Annotated in this window: 15 protein-coding genes; 9 read left to right on the top strand and 6 right to left on the bottom strand. The window is 69.7% G+C overall.

Annotated elements, in window-relative coordinates:
* The first annotated feature begins 2 nt into the window (after positions 1 to 2).
* Together ACYVLV_RS16505 and ACYVLV_RS16500 are read left to right on the top strand one after the other, a co-directional pair.
* The gene (locus tag ACYVLV_RS16505; RefSeq protein WP_460811541.1) at positions 3 to 1,493 is read left to right on the top strand and encodes a complex I subunit 4 family protein; all 1,491 of its coding nucleotides are present in this window, start codon (positions 3 to 5) and stop codon (positions 1,491 to 1,493) included.
* Positions 1,494 to 1,496: 3 nt separating this feature from the next.
* Positions 1,497 to 2,924 (top strand): NADH-quinone oxidoreductase subunit N, encoded by a 1,428-nt coding sequence (locus ACYVLV_RS16500; protein ID WP_460811538.1) that lies wholly within the window; start codon positions 1,497 to 1,499, stop codon positions 2,922 to 2,924.
* Positions 2,925 to 2,967: 43 nt separating this feature from the next.
* Here ACYVLV_RS16500 and ACYVLV_RS16495 read toward each other — a convergent pair whose 3' ends face one another.
* Positions 2,968 to 4,485, bottom strand: a complete 1,518-nt coding sequence (locus tag ACYVLV_RS16495; RefSeq protein ID WP_460811535.1) for a fused MFS/spermidine synthase — start codon at positions 4,483 to 4,485, stop codon at positions 2,968 to 2,970.
* A 104-nt stretch (positions 4,486 to 4,589) separates the two neighbouring features.
* The gene (locus ACYVLV_RS16490; RefSeq protein ID WP_460811532.1) at positions 4,590 to 5,453 is read right to left on the bottom strand and encodes a potassium channel family protein; all 864 of its coding nucleotides are present in this window, start codon (positions 5,451 to 5,453) and stop codon (positions 4,590 to 4,592) included.
* A gap of 35 nt (positions 5,454 to 5,488) precedes the next feature.
* On the opposite strand from ACYVLV_RS16490, the gene ACYVLV_RS16485 reads away from it, so the two are divergent.
* The 3 genes from ACYVLV_RS16485 (at position 5,489) to ACYVLV_RS16475 (ending at position 6,882) form a co-directional block, all read left to right on the top strand.
* On the top strand, positions 5,489 to 6,103 hold the full coding sequence (locus tag ACYVLV_RS16485) for a DUF305 domain-containing protein (RefSeq protein ID WP_460811530.1): 615 nt from the start codon (positions 5,489 to 5,491) through the stop codon (positions 6,101 to 6,103).
* Between the two features lie 80 nt (positions 6,104 to 6,183).
* The gene (locus ACYVLV_RS16480; RefSeq protein WP_460811528.1) at positions 6,184 to 6,567 is read left to right on the top strand and encodes a hypothetical protein; all 384 of its coding nucleotides are present in this window, start codon (positions 6,184 to 6,186) and stop codon (positions 6,565 to 6,567) included.
* A 24-nt stretch (positions 6,568 to 6,591) separates the two neighbouring features.
* A complete protein-coding gene (locus ACYVLV_RS16475) occupies positions 6,592 to 6,882 on the top strand; it encodes a hypothetical protein (protein ID WP_460811526.1) in 291 nt (96 codons plus the stop codon).
* Between the two features lie 14 nt (positions 6,883 to 6,896).
* Here the strand turns inward: ACYVLV_RS16475 and ACYVLV_RS16470 are convergent, their stop codons facing one another.
* The 4 genes from ACYVLV_RS16470 to ACYVLV_RS16455 form a co-directional block, all read right to left on the bottom strand.
* Complete coding sequence (locus tag ACYVLV_RS16470) at positions 6,897 to 8,381, bottom strand: FAD-dependent oxidoreductase (RefSeq protein WP_460811523.1); 1,485 nt, start codon at positions 8,379 to 8,381, stop codon at positions 6,897 to 6,899.
* A 68-nt stretch (positions 8,382 to 8,449) separates the two neighbouring features.
* A complete protein-coding gene (locus ACYVLV_RS16465) occupies positions 8,450 to 9,136 on the bottom strand; it encodes a glycosyltransferase family 2 protein (protein WP_460811521.1) in 687 nt (228 codons plus the stop codon).
* A complete protein-coding gene (locus ACYVLV_RS16460) occupies positions 9,133 to 10,509 on the bottom strand; it encodes a PIG-L family deacetylase (RefSeq protein WP_460811518.1) in 1,377 nt (458 codons plus the stop codon). Before ACYVLV_RS16460 ends, ACYVLV_RS16465 begins: the two co-directional genes overlap by 4 nt.
* Positions 10,506 to 11,594 (bottom strand): acyl-CoA dehydrogenase, encoded by a 1,089-nt coding sequence (locus ACYVLV_RS16455; protein WP_460811515.1) that lies wholly within the window; start codon positions 11,592 to 11,594, stop codon positions 10,506 to 10,508. Before ACYVLV_RS16455 ends, ACYVLV_RS16460 begins: the two co-directional genes overlap by 4 nt.
* A 199-nt stretch (positions 11,595 to 11,793) precedes the next feature.
* On the opposite strand from ACYVLV_RS16455, the gene ACYVLV_RS16450 reads away from it, so the two are divergent.
* From ACYVLV_RS16450 to ACYVLV_RS16435, 4 genes are read left to right on the top strand one after another with little or no spacing between them, the layout of a single operon-like run.
* Positions 11,794 to 12,873 carry a glycosyltransferase gene (locus ACYVLV_RS16450; protein ID WP_460811512.1) on the top strand — a complete coding sequence of 360 codons (1,080 nt, stop codon included), beginning with the start codon at positions 11,794 to 11,796 and terminating at the stop codon, positions 12,871 to 12,873.
* Positions 12,873 to 13,874, top strand: a complete 1,002-nt coding sequence (locus ACYVLV_RS16445) for a glycosyltransferase (protein ID WP_460811508.1) — start codon at positions 12,873 to 12,875, stop codon at positions 13,872 to 13,874. The genes ACYVLV_RS16450 and ACYVLV_RS16445 overlap by 1 nt, the downstream gene beginning before the upstream one ends.
* Complete coding sequence (locus tag ACYVLV_RS16440) at positions 13,867 to 14,706, top strand: glycosyltransferase family 2 protein (RefSeq protein WP_460811505.1); 840 nt, start codon at positions 13,867 to 13,869, stop codon at positions 14,704 to 14,706. Before ACYVLV_RS16445 ends, ACYVLV_RS16440 begins: the two co-directional genes overlap by 8 nt.
* A complete protein-coding gene (locus ACYVLV_RS16435; protein WP_460811502.1) occupies positions 14,706 to 15,344 on the top strand; it encodes a response regulator transcription factor in 639 nt (212 codons plus the stop codon). Before ACYVLV_RS16440 ends, ACYVLV_RS16435 begins: the two co-directional genes overlap by 1 nt.
* Positions 15,345 to 15,437: the final 93 nt, after the last annotated feature.

The raw sequence follows: 15,437 nt of genomic DNA, 5'->3' as shown, positions 1-15,437 counted from the left end.
CCATGCTTTCCGTTCTCGTCTTTCTCCCCCTGGCCGTCGCGGCCCTGCTGGCCAGCGCGCCGCGCCTCGGGGACCACGCGGCACGCTGGATCTTCCTCGCCACCACGTTGGTCGAGGTCGCTCTCGCTGGGGCTATCTGGGCGACGTACGACTCGCCCGACGGTCTGGCGCTCGACCACGAGGCGCAGGCGGAGTGGATCCCGGGGGTGGGCAGCAGCTACCACATCGGGCTCGACGGACTGTCGCTTCCGCTGGTGCTCCTCACCGTCGTGGTGTTCGCGGCAGCGGCGGCGTACTCGATGCGCGAGGCGGACCGTCCGCGCCTCCAGGCCGCGCTCTACCTCTTCCTCGAGTGCGTTTCCCTCGGACTGTTCGTGTCCTCGGACCTGATCCTGTTCTTCGTCTTCTTCGACCTCTCGATCGTGGCGATGTACTTCTCCATCGCCGGGTGGGGTCACGGCGACCAAGCCCGGTCGGCGCTGAAGTTCTTCCTCTACACGTTCCTCGGGTCGTTGGCCCTGCTGCTCGGCTTCATCGGGCTCTATGTGTACGCCGACCCGCACACCTTCGACATGATCGAGCTGGCCGAGGCGGCGCCGCTGCAGGGGCATCCGCTTGCCGGCGGCCTGATCCTCGGTGCGCTGCTCCTGGGGTTGGCGGTGAAGACGCCGACGTTCCCGTTCCACACCTGGTTGCCGCCCGCGCACACCGATGCCCCCACCATCGGGTCGGTGGTCCTGGCGGCCGTGCTGTTGAAGATGGGCACCTACGGCTTCGTCCGCATCGCCATGCCGATGCTTCCCGACGCCTGGCGGGCCTGGGCCCCGATCATCATCGTCATCGGAGTCGTCTCGGTCATCTGGGGAGCGCTGGTCGCACTGGCCCAGGAGGACCTCAAGCGGATGATCGCCTACACCTCGGTCAACCACATGGGGTACGTCGTGATCGCCGTGGGTGCCGCAGGGGTCCTGGCCGACGACGCCGAGGAGGCGCGAGCACTCGCCGTGACCGGTGCGGTGACCCAGATGGTCAGTCACGGCCTGCTGACCGGTGCGCTCTTCCTGCTCGCCGGGATGATGTATCAACGCACCGGCAGCTACGACATGGGACGGTACGGCGGCCTGGCCGGTCCGGCCCCCCGCTACGCCACGCTCTTCGCCATCGCCGCCTTCGGGTCGCTGGGTCTGCCCGCCTTCTCGGGGTTCATCGCGGAGTTCCAGATCTTCACCGGCAGCATCGCCACCGTCCCGGCGACCGCGGTGGCCACGATCGGAATCCTGCTCACCGCCGCGCTCTTCCTCCGGGCCCTGCAGCGGGTCTTCACCGGACCCACCGACGGGTTGTCCCACGACTTCTCCGACGTTCGCGTCCACGAGTGGGTCCCCACCGCGGGACTGCTGGTCCTGGCTGTGGCGATCGGTGTCTTCCCTCGCCCCCTCCTGGCCATCATCGAACCGGCGTCCGACGTGGTCGTGTCGCTCGTGAGTCGCTGATCGATGGACTCCATGCTCTCGGACACCGGGGCACTCCTGCCGGAGTTGTCGTTGTTCCTCGGTGGACTGGTCTGCCTGCTCGGGGGTTCGTTCACCCCCCGCACCCGTCAGTGGCGGCTGCGGATCGTCGCCGCGCTCGCGTCCACCGTCGCGGTGGGGCTCGGGGTAGCGGGCCTCTCCTCGGGGCCACGTCGGATCTTCGACGCATCGTTCGTGGTCGACGACGGCACCAACCTGGCCCGGATCGCGGTCGGTGTCGCTCTCCTGCTCGTCCTGCTGATCGCCGGCAGCGAGATCGCCGGCCACCCGCGCGAGAGCGAGACCTACTCGCTGCTGTTGTTCTCGGCCACCGGGTCGACTGTGATGGCCGGGACCACCGATCTGGCCCTGCTCATCGGGGCATTCCTGCTCTCGAGCATCCCGCTCTACGGGCTCGTCGCGATCGTGCGGCGGCCCGGGTCCGCGGAAGCGGCGCTGAAGACCTACCTGCTCGGCGCGATCTTCGGGATCTTCCTGATGATGGGCGTGGTCCTGCTCTACGCCGTAGCCGGCGAGACGGGGTACGCCGCCCTGGGTGCCGGCCTCGAATCGGGTCCCGCGGCAGCGGTCGCAGCCGGCGTCGTGGCCGTGTTGGCCGGGTTGCTGTTCAAGGCGGGCGGGGTGCCCGCCCACTTCTGGGTCCCCGACGCCAGCCAGGGCTCATCGGTGACCGCGGCGGCCTTCCTGACCACGGTCCCCAAGATCGGGGCGCTGATCGCCATCGCCCGACTCGTCGACCACCTCCCCGACGCGCGGACCTGGGCCGTCGCGCTGGGGGTGTTGGCGGCCGCGAGCATGACGCTGGGCAACCTGGCGGCGTACTTCCAGGACGACGTGAGGCGGCTCCTGGGCTGGTCGACGGTCAGTCAGGTGGGCTACCTGCTGGCTCCCGTGGCGGTCATCGGTCTGGCCGATCTCGCCGGTCCCTCGCTCCTGCTCTACCTCGCGGCGTACGCCGTGACGAACGTCGGCGCCTTCGCGGTCGTCGCCGCGACGGGACGATCCACCATCGCCGACTACCGGGGCCTGGCCTCGAGCGAGCCGCGGCTCGCGCTGTCCCTGGTCGTCGTCCTGCTCGGGTTGGTCGGCACCCCGCCGACAGCGGTCTTCGTCGGGAAGCTGACCACCACCAGCGCGGTCTTCGACGGGGGCCTGGCCTGGCTGGCAGCGGTGATCCTGCTGAACACGGTGATCAGCCTGTTCTACTACCTGCGCTGGATCGCCCCGATGTTCAGCCGCGTCGAGCCCTCGGCGACTGGGCCGGTCGAAACGCTACCGATGATCTGGGCGGGCGCCAGGACCGCGGCGTACTCCGCAGCCCTGGTCAGCATCGCCCTCGGGGTCGGGGCCGGAGTGATCCTCGCGGCCGTCTCGCCGTGGAGCCCTTCCTGAGACTGGGCAGGGTCTACTCGCTGTGCAGATCGCGTCGATGTGCTCAACTGCCGAAAGGAGTGAGGAGCTGGTCGACCGGTGCGTAGTCGTCGGTGAGCACGGGCGCGTCGCCGACCCACTCGCGCAGCGCCGTACCTGTCAGCTGGTCCCACCCGGTCCCCCGTTCGGCCATCCGCTCAGCCAGCGTCTCGAGGTCGACGGGCCTCGCCGAAGCGAGGACGACGAAGTTGCCGCCGTCCTCTCCAGCGAGAGCGGCTGGAGCGGCGAGCAGGGTGACGTGGTCGAACTCCTTCGCGGTCGTCGCAACGACCGCGCGAACGAAAGCCAGCCGACCGTGGTCGATGACGTTCATCAGGTAGATGCCGTCGTCATCGAGCACACGCCGGATGGCGCCGACGGCCTCGACCGTGGTGAGGTGCCACGGCACGCTCACACCGCCGAACGCGTCCCCGACGACGACGTCGAACTCCGCAGTGCCGAGGTCGTCCAGCATGAGCCGACCGTCCCCGACCTGGACGTCGATCCCCTCGCCCAGGTCCAGACCGAGTCGCTCGGTGTCCACCTCCACCACTCCAGCGTCGATCTCCGACACCAGGCTCATCGAGCCCGGCCGCACCTCGTCGAGGTAGCGCGGGAGAGTCAGTCCCCCGGCACCGAGGTGGTAGGCCTTGACTGCTTCACGCGGTTCGAAGGCGGTGTCGATGACCGACGCCATGGTCTGCGCATACTTGAAGTCCAGGTAGGTCGGGTTCTCGAGGTCGATGTAGGAGTGTCGTACCCCGTCCAGGACCAAAGACCGCCCGGTGTCTCGCACGGGATCGACCCGCACCTCCACGCAGTGGTAGTTGGTTTCCACGTCGCAACCGTCGGGAACGACCACCGATGCTGCCCCGGCGAGGCCAACGACCGCGGCGGCAATCAACGCACCCCTCCGGCCGCCGCCGCTCAGTACCTGCACCAGAAGCGACGCGAGCACGAGAGCGATGCCGAGCCCGACCAGGATCCCCGTGACAGGCACCCGAGAGATGAGCACGAACCCGGTGACAACCGTGCCCGCGATCGCGCCGACCGTGCTGATGGCGGAGAGGCGTCCGACGACCGTCCCCGTCTCGTGCAGGCTCGTCAGCCGGAGTTTGGTGGCGACCGGTGTGACAGCCGATAGCAGGGCCCCCGGCACGAGGAGAGTCAGCGTGGCCACCAGCAGGAGAAGGTCAGCCTGACCGGTAGCAGCCGCGCCCTGAACCAGGAAAGGGGTCGCAGCCACTGCCACACCGGAGATCCCGAGCAACGGCCCGATCAACCGTCGAGCAGGCACGACATCGGCCGCACGTCCTCCTGCCCAGGAGCCCACCGCGATAGCTGTCAGGGCAATGCCGATGACAAGGGTGCTCATCTCCAGGGTCAGACCGAAGTGCGGAGCCAACAGCCTGAGGGCAACGATCTCCACCACGAGCACGGCGGCCGAGGAACCGAACACGAGGGCGGCCGCGGTTCGGGCCCCTAATTCCGGATGGGCGTTGGCGGCGGTCTGATCCGAGCTCTTGTCTCCGAGCGCCGTCATCTACGCCGGGTCCTTCGACGACAATCCATCTTGGTCGGGATCTCCTGGGTGCGAAAGGTTGGCGGGCGTCGACCAGTGTGGCAGCCGACTGATAGCGCGACCGCCTACAAAGGAGCGAGGTGCTCCAGGGCCGCGGCGCGTTCCACGGGGACGCCGTACTGCTCATGCAGCGTGGCGAACAGGTGGTCGAGCACCCGACCCAGTCCTCGGCCGACGGCCTGCGACTCCTCGTTGGTGTGTGAGTCGAGGAGGTTCACGCACCGATCGAGCCCCACGACCAGGGTGCCGAGAGACAGGCGGCGATCGCTCTCGTGGAAGTAGTAGGTCTCGAAGTTCTGGATCAGGTCCACGACCACTCCGCTCGCCGCGGGCGTCCAGCTCCTCGCCGTCGAGGCCAGCACCGACTCGCCCACGGACTCCTCACCGTGGGCCTCCCAGAAGGCCCCTACCTGCAGCGCGAGGCTGCGACGTCGCGCCAACGCGGGGTAGATCTGCCCCACCCAGGCGATCGCCACGGTCAGCACCACGAAGCCGGTCAGCGCCTCAGCGGGCGCCAGCAGTCGCATGGGCGAGGGCGTGATGACGACGTCACCCAAGCCGAGGGTGGAGAGGGCGGTGATCGACAGATAGAGCGCGTCGAGGAACGGACCGGCCTGCCCGGTGCCGTCTCCACGGGCCAGTTGATCGGGCGAGAGGGGGAGGTAGATGAGGGCGTAGCCCACGATGAGCATCGCGACCCAGGCCCCCATGGTGCCGACGACGGCCAGCGGTCCCGCCAGTTGCCGCGGACGAGATCCCGCCTGACGTCCCAGTCGTCGAGCCATCCACCATGTCCCGGCGCACAGTCGTGGACAGATCGCACCACTGTCACTGGGGTGGAACAGCGTGTGGAAGACATCGCGCAGGGCGGCCAGAACGAGTACGACGCCGACCCCCGCTGCGAGCAGGGGCAGCAGATCCGAGCTCATGCGCAACAGCCTAGGCCTCGTGGCACCCTTGTCCCATGACTGCACGGCGGCCGACCCTCGGAGTCCGACTGCTCCTCTTGGCCCTGCTGGCGGCGGGCCTCTCGGGGTGTGGGGACGACACCGGCGGCTCCAACGCCCCGTCGGCCGCTCAGACCGCCCTGAACGGTGATGTCTTCAACGCCGATGACGTCGAGTTCGCGTCCACGATGATCCCGCACCACGCGCAGGCGATCGAGCTGGTGACCCTCACCCAGGGCCGCGACCTGCGCCCCGAGGTCCTGGCCCTGGCCGACCAGATCCGGACCCTGCGGGTGACCGAGGTGGAAACGATGACGACCTGGCTCACCTCCTGGGGCGAGCCGATCCCGGAGACCTCCATCGACCACGCGAACGCGGACTCCGCCGATGAGTCCACCACCACCCCCGGCATGGTGGATCCGGGATCCGTCTCGGACCTCGCAGACCTCACCGACGACACTGCCTTCGAGTCGCAATGGCTCGACCTCATGGCTCAGCACCACGAGGGCGCCATCGATCTGGCGCAGGCCGAGCAGGAACGTGGACGGCTGCCCGGAGCGGTGAGTCTGGCCCGCTCGATCGTCAAGGACCAGCAGAACGAGATCGAGCAGTTGACGGGCCTCGCCGAGTAGTCACCCCTGGGGATGGTCCCCACCGCACGGCCCAGGTGCCAACATGGATGCTCGACACGCACCGATCAGGGGGATCACCCATGTCGCACCGCTACTCGTTCGACTTCGACGCTGCCTACCGGGTCGCCGCGCTGCCCTTCGGGGTCACGCCGCGCACGGCGTACGTCGAGGTCGACGGTGACGTCCTGCGCGTCCGGTTCGGCCTGTGGCGACTGGAGACCACTCGCGACAACATCGAGGAAGCGAATCTGTCGGGTGACTACGCCTTCGTGAAGACCGCCGGTCCGGCACACCTGTCCTTCAGCGACAACGGAGTCACCTTCGCCACCAACGGACGGGTCGGCATCTGTCTGAAACTCCGACAGCCGGTCAAGGGGATCGACCCCACCGGGCGGATCCTGCACCCGGGCGTGACGCTCACCGTCAAGGACACCGACGGTCTGCTCGCCTGGGCCCGAGGCTGACCGAGCGACCGTCGAGGTCACCACGTGAGCGAACCCGAACGCACCGACGACGGGCACTACTTCGTCATCGACGGACGACGTTGGCGCGCCACCGATCCGGACATCCCCGAGGAGCGTCGCGCCGAACTCACCCGGATCCTGATGGCGTGGCGTCGCGACGTGAAGAGCACCCGGGGCACCGATCAGGAGAAGCGGTCCCGAGCGGGGGTCCAAGCCGCGAAGGTCGCCCTGGGCGAGCGCGGCGACCGGTGGTGGGAGCAGTCCGACGCCGAGCGCCGGGAGCGCTGGGGCGCGGACGTGCCCACCCCCGACTGACGCTCGTTTGTCCCCTACGTGTCGTTGCCCACCGTGAGCGCGCGGCGGGTCGTGTACCCCTCGATGACCGCACCGTCGCGTTCGAAGCGCGACCCGTGGAGAGGGCAGTCGAGGGTGCCGGTGGCGTCGTTGAGGACCAGGGTGCCGCCGACGTGGCTGCAGATCCCGGCTCCGCGGACGCCGTCCTTGCCGACCGAGACGTCGCGGGCGGCCCGGCAGGATCCGACGACCTCCGCGACCGCCACCGCCGAGTTCCGCTGGAGGAACGCGACGGCGCGTTCCGGCTTGATCTCCTTACGCAGACCGGCCAGAGCGCCCGGCAGTTCGGTCTGACCCTCGATGGCCTCGAGAACCTTCGCGGAGGCGGTGACGGCGTTGGTCAGGCCCCACTTGTTCATACCGGTGACGACCGAGATCGTGCCCTTCGGAACGGGTAGGGACTCCACCAGCGGTCGGTGGTCACCGGTGATGTAGTCCTGGGCGGACCACCAACCAACGGGGGTGTGCTCGGGGAACGCCTCGGCGGCCCAGTCGACGAGGGCCTGCACGCTCTGCAGTTCGCTTCCGGCGCGGCCGGTGGGGTGTCCCTCGCCGCCGACGATGAGACTGAAGTCCGCGCCCGACACCGATCGGATGGATCTCGACATGCCGCCGATGCTGATCAGGGCGGGGGTTTCGACAAGGGGTCCGGCGAAGGCGACCTGATAGCTGCGGTGCGCGCTCAGCCGGGTGAAGTACCCACCGCGTGCGGGGAGCGGCGCTCCGGTCGCGTAGACCATGTGGCGCGCCTCGACAGTGCGCCCGTCGACGAGGGTCGCCACCGACCCGGTCGACGACGGCGCCTGGCGGCGTACCCGGGAGCCGTATTGGATCGTGGCGCCGGCTCGCTGCGCCTCACGCAGGACGGCCTGGAGGAACAGCGAGGGGTCCAGTTGCAACTGGTCGGCCAGGGTGAGACTCGCTACGGCGTACCCGGCGTCGGTGGGCGCGTCTCGCAGGACCGTGTCCAAACCGAGGGTCTGAGCCAGGTCGTGCTCGGTCCGCAGATCGTCCACGTCCTGCGATCGCAGGGCCGACAGTCCGCTGTCGACGACCTGGTGCGGCAGGTCCACCTCCTCGCAGAACTCCCGTACGAATCGGACTGCCTCCACCGCATCCCGGGCGTACTGCGCCGCGGCCTTGCGCCCGGCCGTCGAGTCGATGTTGCTCAACTGGCGGCCCTGCAGGGCGCACACCTTGCCGGTGTTGAGACCCGACGCGAGCGTGCCGGGACGGTCGTAGGCCTCCAGGACCCGCACCGTCAACCCGGCGCGGGCGGCACGGAGGGCGACGAGCGCACCGTTGATCCCGGCTCCGACGACCAGCACATCGACGGGGACATCGGGTGGGGAGGCGGTGACCTGTTGCGACATCTCGGGATGGGCCCACAGGCTGCGCGAGCGATGGAGCGCCTTGAGATCGTGAGCCGAGGACGTCGCTGACTGCTGTTGATTCGACACGCCGCCACGCTAGGTCGCAGCAGGCGCGGCGAGCACCACCCCTGGGGATGGCACCCGCATGATTCAGTTCACAGGGCGAGGTCGCGCAGGTAGGACGCGAACCCCTCCGGTGCCCTGCCGCGCAGTCGAGCGGAGGTGGTCACCGAGGTACCCACCGTCCAGGCCGCCCCAGCCTGGAGAGCCGCGGTGACCAGGTGCCGGTCCTCGTGAACCGGAACGCTGTCGAAGCCGCCCACCTGGTCGTAGAGCGAGAGCCGGATCCCGAGGTTGGCGCCGTGGACCGAGGCCTGGCCCTCGGGATGCAGCCGGTCCCACAGTCGCCCGCGATGCGGGTCGATCTCGAGCGGGTCGGGCACCACCCGGCCGAGGACGAGGTCGTGCCGCACACTCAGCGCGTGGTGCTGCACGAGCCAGTCGGCGGGTACGACGCTGTCCGCGTCGGTGTGCAGGGTCCACATCTCCTCGGGTACGACGATCCGTTGACCCCTCCGGGCGACCTCCACCCCCGCGCGGCGAGCGGCCCCCACACAACCCAACTCCACCTCGTGGACACCGACCCCGAACCCGCGCGCGATCCGCGGGGAGTCGTCGGTGCAGCGATCGAGCACGATGGTGATGGTGACCTCGAGGGCAGGCAGGGCGGCCCTCGCGTGATCGCGGGCCACCGTCAACGCCTGCAGGCATCGGCCAAGGAGTTCCTCCTCGTTGTGGGCCGGGACGACCACGGCCAGACAGGCGGCACCTGGCCCGATCATGTGCGGGGCTCGGGCATCGTCTCGGCCGCGCAGAAGAGCGACACCTCGAAGTCGTCGTCGAGGTAGTGCGCGGATTCCTGCCACCGGGCGTGCTGACGGAAGTAGGCGTGCACGGTCGGTCCGTCGAGGGGCCAGCCCTCGATCGGGTGACGCCAGTTGCACACCACGATCGCGCCGTCCTCGGCCACGCTCTCGGTGATCCGGTGATTGAGCAGTTCGAGATCGCCGGCGTTGAGGAAGTAGGCGAACTCGGAGATGACGATCAGGTCCGGCTCACCGGTCGGCCACTCGGCGGGCACGTTGCGCAGTTCGAAGTCGACGCTCGCCTGACCCTCGACACCCTTGACTCCGACGGCGTCGGCCTGGTGCTGGGCGGCCAGATCCAGGGCAGTGGGACTCGAGTCGACCGCAGTCAGCCGATCGCAGCGTGGGGCGAGAGCCCGGGCCAGTGCACCCGTGGAGCACCCCAGTTCGAAGGCGTGCCGAAAGCGGGGTCGCGGCAGCAGAGCGAGTACGACGTCGCGCTTGCGCTGCTCGAACCAGTCCCGTTCGGTGCCCCACGGGTCACTGTTCTCCTGGTGCAGTTCCTCGAAGGCCTGGTCCTCGCCCTCACTGCGGAAGAAGGTCTCGGTCTCCCCGCTGAAGTGCTCGAGGAAGTCAGCGGTCAACAGGGTCTCGTCGCCAGGTTGGTCGGAGAGGTCGGCGACCTGGCTGGAGTGGCAGGCGACGGCTCGCAGCTTGGCCTGGCGCGAGGGGGCGTCCAGCTGGAGATGGACCAGGTCGTCCCAGGGTGTGCTCTCGGGGGTGGCCCAGTGCCAGAACCAGATGGGGAACTCCCAGTGGTCGGCGCCGGTGCGCTGCGCGGCGACCTGAGCGGCCCGGGCCACGGCCTCGTGATCGGGATGCCCGTCCCCCCGCCACGGGCTCACCACGGTGCAGTCCCGCCCGTCGCCGATGAGATTGACCAGACGCGCACTGATCGCGTCCTGGTGCTCGGCCACGTGTCCGTCACCGAGGGCTAGGAATACCGTGCTCGCTCGGGGTGCCACGACCCGCAGCGCCTGGGCCGACTCCTCGAGGCGGCGTTGAGCGAGCTGTTCGGGTGGGTGGGTCGGCGAGTCGGGGTGGCTCGCCTCGCCGGCGGTGGCGAGGACCAGCCGAACGTCTCGACCGGCCTGGTGGGCCAGCGCCATCAGACCCGCTGCACCGAGGGTCTCGTCGTCGGGGTGGGCCGCCACGACCACCAGTCGTCGACGTAGTTTCCCGAGCACGTCGGAGCTCGTCAGGGACGCGGCGGCGCCCCAGGCGTCGTGCGCACGCCACAGGGCCGGGGTGGTCACCGAGTCGTCCCCGCCCTCGAAGGCGGGCTTCACGTCGACGGCCGGTCGGGGTCGACCAGCTGCTTGCCCAGCGCCGCGGAGTCCCGCTCGGCGTGGTGCTGCCGCAGGTAGAGGTGCAGGCCGGCGACGTGGGCGGCGTACGCCGGATCGGTGGCGAGTGGTGCCGGGCCCATCGCGTGGTCGGCGTGGCGCAGGATCGTCTCGGCAGCCTCGAACACGACGTGGCGCACGCGCGCGGCCAGGACGGCGCCGGCGCCATCGCGGGCGCCACCGTTCTCGATCTCACTGACGGCCTGCAGCAGGGCGACGCGGGCGCCGTGGAGCGCGGCGTCGCAAGCCCCGAGGTGGAGGTAGGCGATCTGGTCCGGTGTGCGGCGTTGGAGGGCGGCGCCGAGGTGCCGCACGATGCGGACCGCTCCCCCGAACCAGACCGCGGCGACGCCGATGCCGCCCCAGGCGAAACCGGACCGGTGGAGGTACCACCCGGGTTCTCCGACGGGTTGCGCGGGAACGTGGTCGAAGGTGACCGAGGTGCTGTGCACATCGGGCAGACCTCGGGCCACCCAACCGTCGCTGGGACCGGGCTCGGCCCCCGCGTGCCCGAGGTCGACGGCGAAGAGTCGGCGCTCGTCGCCCTGCCAGGCGGTCACCAGAGCACTGTTCAGTCGGGCCGCCAGGGAGCACCAGGGCTTGACGCCGTTCAGGGCATACCTGCCCGACTCCCCCGACTGCATGCTCGCTTCCAGGCGGACGCCGGGTCCCTCCGCGGCGTACACGCCCCAGGAGGAGAAGCTCGGGGCCAGATCCAACTCGGCCTCGGCGAGGATGCTGCGGGCGTCGAGGTCGGGCTCCACGGTGCGTGCGGTCTGCAGGTCGTGCGCGCCCAGGGTGGCCAGGATCGACCAGAGTTCCAGGGTCCTCCCGGAGCCGACCACGGGCAGGTCGCGGGACCAGTGGTCGATCACGGACAATCCCAGGTCGACTCCCGTGCGGTCATCGGCGGTGAGCCAGTCATGCAGGTTGCTCACCAGCAGTCGACGGGTGACCACGTCGCGGTGGTTGCCCACTTCGGGATCATCGAGGTAGACCGGTCGATCGAACTCCTGGGGTAAGGCCATTCCCGCCCTCCTGGCAAGTCGCTCCCAGTGCCCGCTGGTCGGGGCACCGCTGCCCGCAGTCAAACGTGTGGTCGGTGGCGGGCGGAACACCCATCAGGGTGGCTAACGGACCGTTTGCGGCCTGCGTGTGACCTGCGTCTACCGGCTGCCCTCCCTAGGGGTGGTGCGGGCGGGTCGCGGTCCGGATTACTTATGTTCGGTGCGGACGAAGCGAAGCGGGGATGCCCTGCGCATCGGGGTGATCGGGCACCTGCGGTTCCCGCTCAGTCAGCCCTTTGCGGGCGGGTTGGAGGCGGCGACGTACGCCCTGGTGGAGCGGCTGGCTGCGCGGGGTCACGACGTCACCCTCTTCGCCGCCCCCGGCTCGGTCCCGGACCTCCCCGTGCGGCTGGTGACCCCGCGCCAGGGGCGGGGCCCGACGGTGCGGCAACTGGCCTGCGGCGACGAGGACGGACACCACCAGGACTACCTCGATCTCGTGGGCGGACTGATCGGGAGCGACGAGTTCGACGTCATCCACAACAACTCCCTGCACTACCTGCCGCTGGTTCTGGCGGCCGCGATCTCGGCTCCGATGGTGACCACGTTCCACACTCCGCCCTACCCGTCGCTCGAGGCAGCGGTGGCGTTGGCGCCGAGCACCGCCGCGTTCACGTCGGTCAGTGAGTTCACCGCCCGGCTGTGGCGCAGTACGCCGCCCAGCACCGTGGTGCCCAACGGTGTCGACCTCGATCGGTTCCCCTGGGGTGCCGGCGGGGGTGATCCGATGTGGTCGGGTCGCCTCGTTCCGGAGAAGGCACCGCACGAGGCGATCGACGCGGCCCGCCGGGCGGGCCTGCCGCTGCGTCTGGCCGGACCCATCGGCGACGAGGACTACTACCGGCGTGAGATCACGCCCCGGTTGGGCGACGGCATCGACCACGTCGGACACCTCGACCACCGTGACCTCAGCAGGCTCGTGCGCTCCGCCTCGGTGTGTGTCATCACCCCGGCGTGGGACGAACCGTTCGGGCTCGTGGCGGCCGAGGCCGCCGCCAGCGGAACCCCGGTGGCGGCGTACGCGCGCGGCGCCCTGGGCGACCTGGTCACCTCGGGCACCGGGGTGTTGGCACCCCCCGGTGACACCGAGGCCCTGGCGCGGGCCATGCGGGCGGCCGCTCGACTGGACCGGGTCGGCGTACGCGCGCACGCCGAGGCCCACCTGTCGCTCGACGCCATGGTGGACCAGTACGTCGACCTCTACCGCGCCCTCTGCGATCAGCACGAGCAGGCCGCCTGATGATCGGGTACTACATCCACCACCACGGCAAGGGTCATCTGCACCGGGCCGCGGCCATCGCCGCGGCGTCGTCGCAACCGGTTGTCGGCCTGTCCTCGCTGCCGCGACCGCCCGAGTGGGTGGGCCCCTGGGTGGAGTTGGCCGAGGACAGTTCGGGAACCACCGAGTCGGTGACGGCGAACGGACGCCTGCACTGGGCGCCGCTGGGCCACCCCGGGCATCGGGACCGGATGGCGGAGATCTCCTCGTGGATCAGGGACGTCCGGCCCACCCTGATGGTGGTCGACGTCTCGGTGGAGGTCGTCCTCCTGGCACGGCTGCACGGTCTTCCCGTGGTGACGGTGCTCCAGCCCGGAGATCGCTCGGATCCCGTGCACGAACTCGGCTACGCAGTCTCGGATGCGCTGGTCGGCTGTTGGCCTCCGGGCGCCGGCCCGGTGAAGTTGTCGGCCGATATCGACGAGAGCCGCATCCACGAGATCGGGGGCCTCTCCCGGTTCGAGGTGCACGAGCCCCCGCCGAGACAGGCTGCTGGTCCCTTCCACGCCGTCGTGCTCACCGGGGGCGGCGGGGACGACCTGACGCCGGAACGGCTCGACACCATCCAGCAGGCGCAACCCGAGTGGCGGTGGACGGTTCTGGGGACCCACGGAGTGTGGGTCGACGACCCTGCGGAGCTGCTTCGGGCAGCGGACGTGGTGGTGACCCACGCCGGTCAGAACGCGATCGCGGAGATCGCCGCGCTGCGGCTCCCGGCCGTCGTACTCCCCCAGGATCGGCCGCACGACGAGCAACGCTTCCTCGCCGCCGCATTGACCTGCGGCCCGTGGCCCGCCTTCGCGGCCCCGCCCGATGATGCCGCCTGGGCGTCGGTGCTCGACGACGCCCGTCGCGCCGACGGCTCGGGCTGGGCGTCCTGGTGTGACGGGCGGGCCGTGGATCGCTTCCTGGCCGTGTGCGAGTCCGTGGCGCTCGACACCGAGGAGGACAGCGATGAGTGACCGCGTGGCCGTGGTGACGATCGCGCGCGGCCGCCGGGATCATCTGGCCCTCCAGCACCTCTCGCTGGCGCGAGGGACCGTGCTCCCCGATCCCTATCTCGTCGTCTCCATGGGGGACGAGGCGATCACGCCGACGGCCGTGGAGGGATTGACGTCCCGAGTGGTGCACATCGACGCGGATCCGCGGGCGCTGCCGTTGGCCGCCGCCCGCAACCTCGGCGCCACCGAGGCGCTGGCGGCAGGCGCCGACGTGGTCGTGTTCGTGGACGTCGACTGCGTGGTCGCGCCGGATCTGGTGGCTGGCTACCGCACGCGTTGCAGCCTTGATCGCGACGCCGTCTGGTCCGGTCCGGTGACCTACCTCCCCCCGCCCGGCACCGACGGCTACCGCCTGGATGCTCTGATCGACGACCCACACCCCGCTCGACCGAGCCCACAGCGCGGTGAGTGGTGCTACGACCGGAACCCCGACCTCTTCTGGTCGCTGTCCTTTGCTCTCCACCGCGAGGCGTGGCGCAGGTCGGGTGGCTTCTGTGAGCTCTACTCGGGCTATGGGGGTGAGGACACCGACTTCGCGGCCACCTGCCAGCGCGAGGGGCTCCGGTTCGGCTGGACCGGAGACGCCCGCGCCTACCACCAACACCACCCGGTCTCCCGACCTCCGGTGGAACACCTCGACGACATCCTGCGCAACGCCGGGACCTTCTATGAGAGGTGGGGACGGTGGCCCATGCTCGGCTGGCTCGAGGCGTTCGAGGACCGCGGACTGATCGTCAAGGTGGAGAACTGTTGGCGGCGGGCGCCAGCTCATCCCAGCGACATACTTCGATGATGCCCACCGCCCCGATCCGCTTGGCCCTCGTCAACGACTACGAACTGGTGATTGCGGGCCTGGCCAACACGCTGGCGCCGTACGCCGACCGCGTCGTGATCGTCGAGCTGGACGCCAACACGTTCCCCCAGGCCGACATCGACATCGTTCTCTACGACACCTTCGGTCAGGCTCAGGGCGACCGGATGCCCATGCGGGAGTTGAGTGCCGACGGCTCCCACCGGGTGGTCGTGTTCACCTGGAACGTCGGTGCCGAGCTGATCGAGGAGGCGCTGAGGGCCGGGGTCAATGGCTACATCGCCAAGACCGCCTCCGCAGAGGACCTCGTGCAGGCGATCGAAGCGGTGCACCGGGGCGAGCAGGTCGTGGCGACCCCCGGGGGCGACGAGGGATACGGGCGATGGCCCGGGGACGATCACGGGCTGTCCAACCGGGAGGCCGAGGTGCTCGCGCTGGTCACCCAGGGGATGACCAACAAGGAGATCTACGAGCAGACCCACATCAGCCCCAACACCTTGAAGACCTACATCAGGAACCTCTACCGCAAGATCGGGGTGACCAGTCGGTCGCAGGCCGTCCTGTGGGGGATCGAGAACGGCTTCACGCCCGACCACGTTCGTCGACGGCTGCGGGACTGAGCCCAGGTTCACCCCCACGGGCGTGGCGGGCCGTCGCCGCCCGCCCCTAGTTTTGGGAGCGAGTCGATCTCGCGCGCGCGATGTCGTCACGGT

Source organism: Nocardioides salsibiostraticola (genome assembly GCF_054783655.1).
The sequence above is the reverse complement of the archived record's forward strand: the minus strand, read 5'-3'. Positions and strand labels throughout refer to the sequence as shown.

Coding starts and splice junctions, on each gene's coding strand:
- ACYVLV_RS16505 (WP_460811541.1), top strand. CDS start 3: ATGCTTTCCGTTCTCGTCTTTCTCCCCCTGGCCGTCGCGGCCCTGCTG.
- ACYVLV_RS16500 (WP_460811538.1), top strand. CDS start 1,497: ATGGACTCCATGCTCTCGGACACCGGGGCACTCCTGCCGGAGTTGTCG.
- ACYVLV_RS16495 (WP_460811535.1), bottom strand. CDS start 4,485: ATGACGGCGCTCGGAGACAAGAGCTCGGATCAGACCGCCGCCAACGCC.
- ACYVLV_RS16490 (WP_460811532.1), bottom strand. CDS start 5,453: ATGAGCTCGGATCTGCTGCCCCTGCTCGCAGCGGGGGTCGGCGTCGTA.
- ACYVLV_RS16485 (WP_460811530.1), top strand. CDS start 5,489: ATGACTGCACGGCGGCCGACCCTCGGAGTCCGACTGCTCCTCTTGGCC.
- ACYVLV_RS16480 (WP_460811528.1), top strand. CDS start 6,184: ATGTCGCACCGCTACTCGTTCGACTTCGACGCTGCCTACCGGGTCGCC.
- ACYVLV_RS16465 (WP_460811521.1), bottom strand. CDS start 9,136: ATGATCGGGCCAGGTGCCGCCTGTCTGGCCGTGGTCGTCCCGGCCCAC.
- ACYVLV_RS16455 (WP_460811515.1), bottom strand. CDS start 11,594: ATGGCCTTACCCCAGGAGTTCGATCGACCGGTCTACCTCGATGATCCC.
- ACYVLV_RS16445 (WP_460811508.1), top strand. CDS start 12,873: ATGATCGGGTACTACATCCACCACCACGGCAAGGGTCATCTGCACCGG.
- ACYVLV_RS16440 (WP_460811505.1), top strand. CDS start 13,867: ATGAGTGACCGCGTGGCCGTGGTGACGATCGCGCGCGGCCGCCGGGAT.
- ACYVLV_RS16435 (WP_460811502.1), top strand. CDS start 14,706: ATGCCCACCGCCCCGATCCGCTTGGCCCTCGTCAACGACTACGAACTG.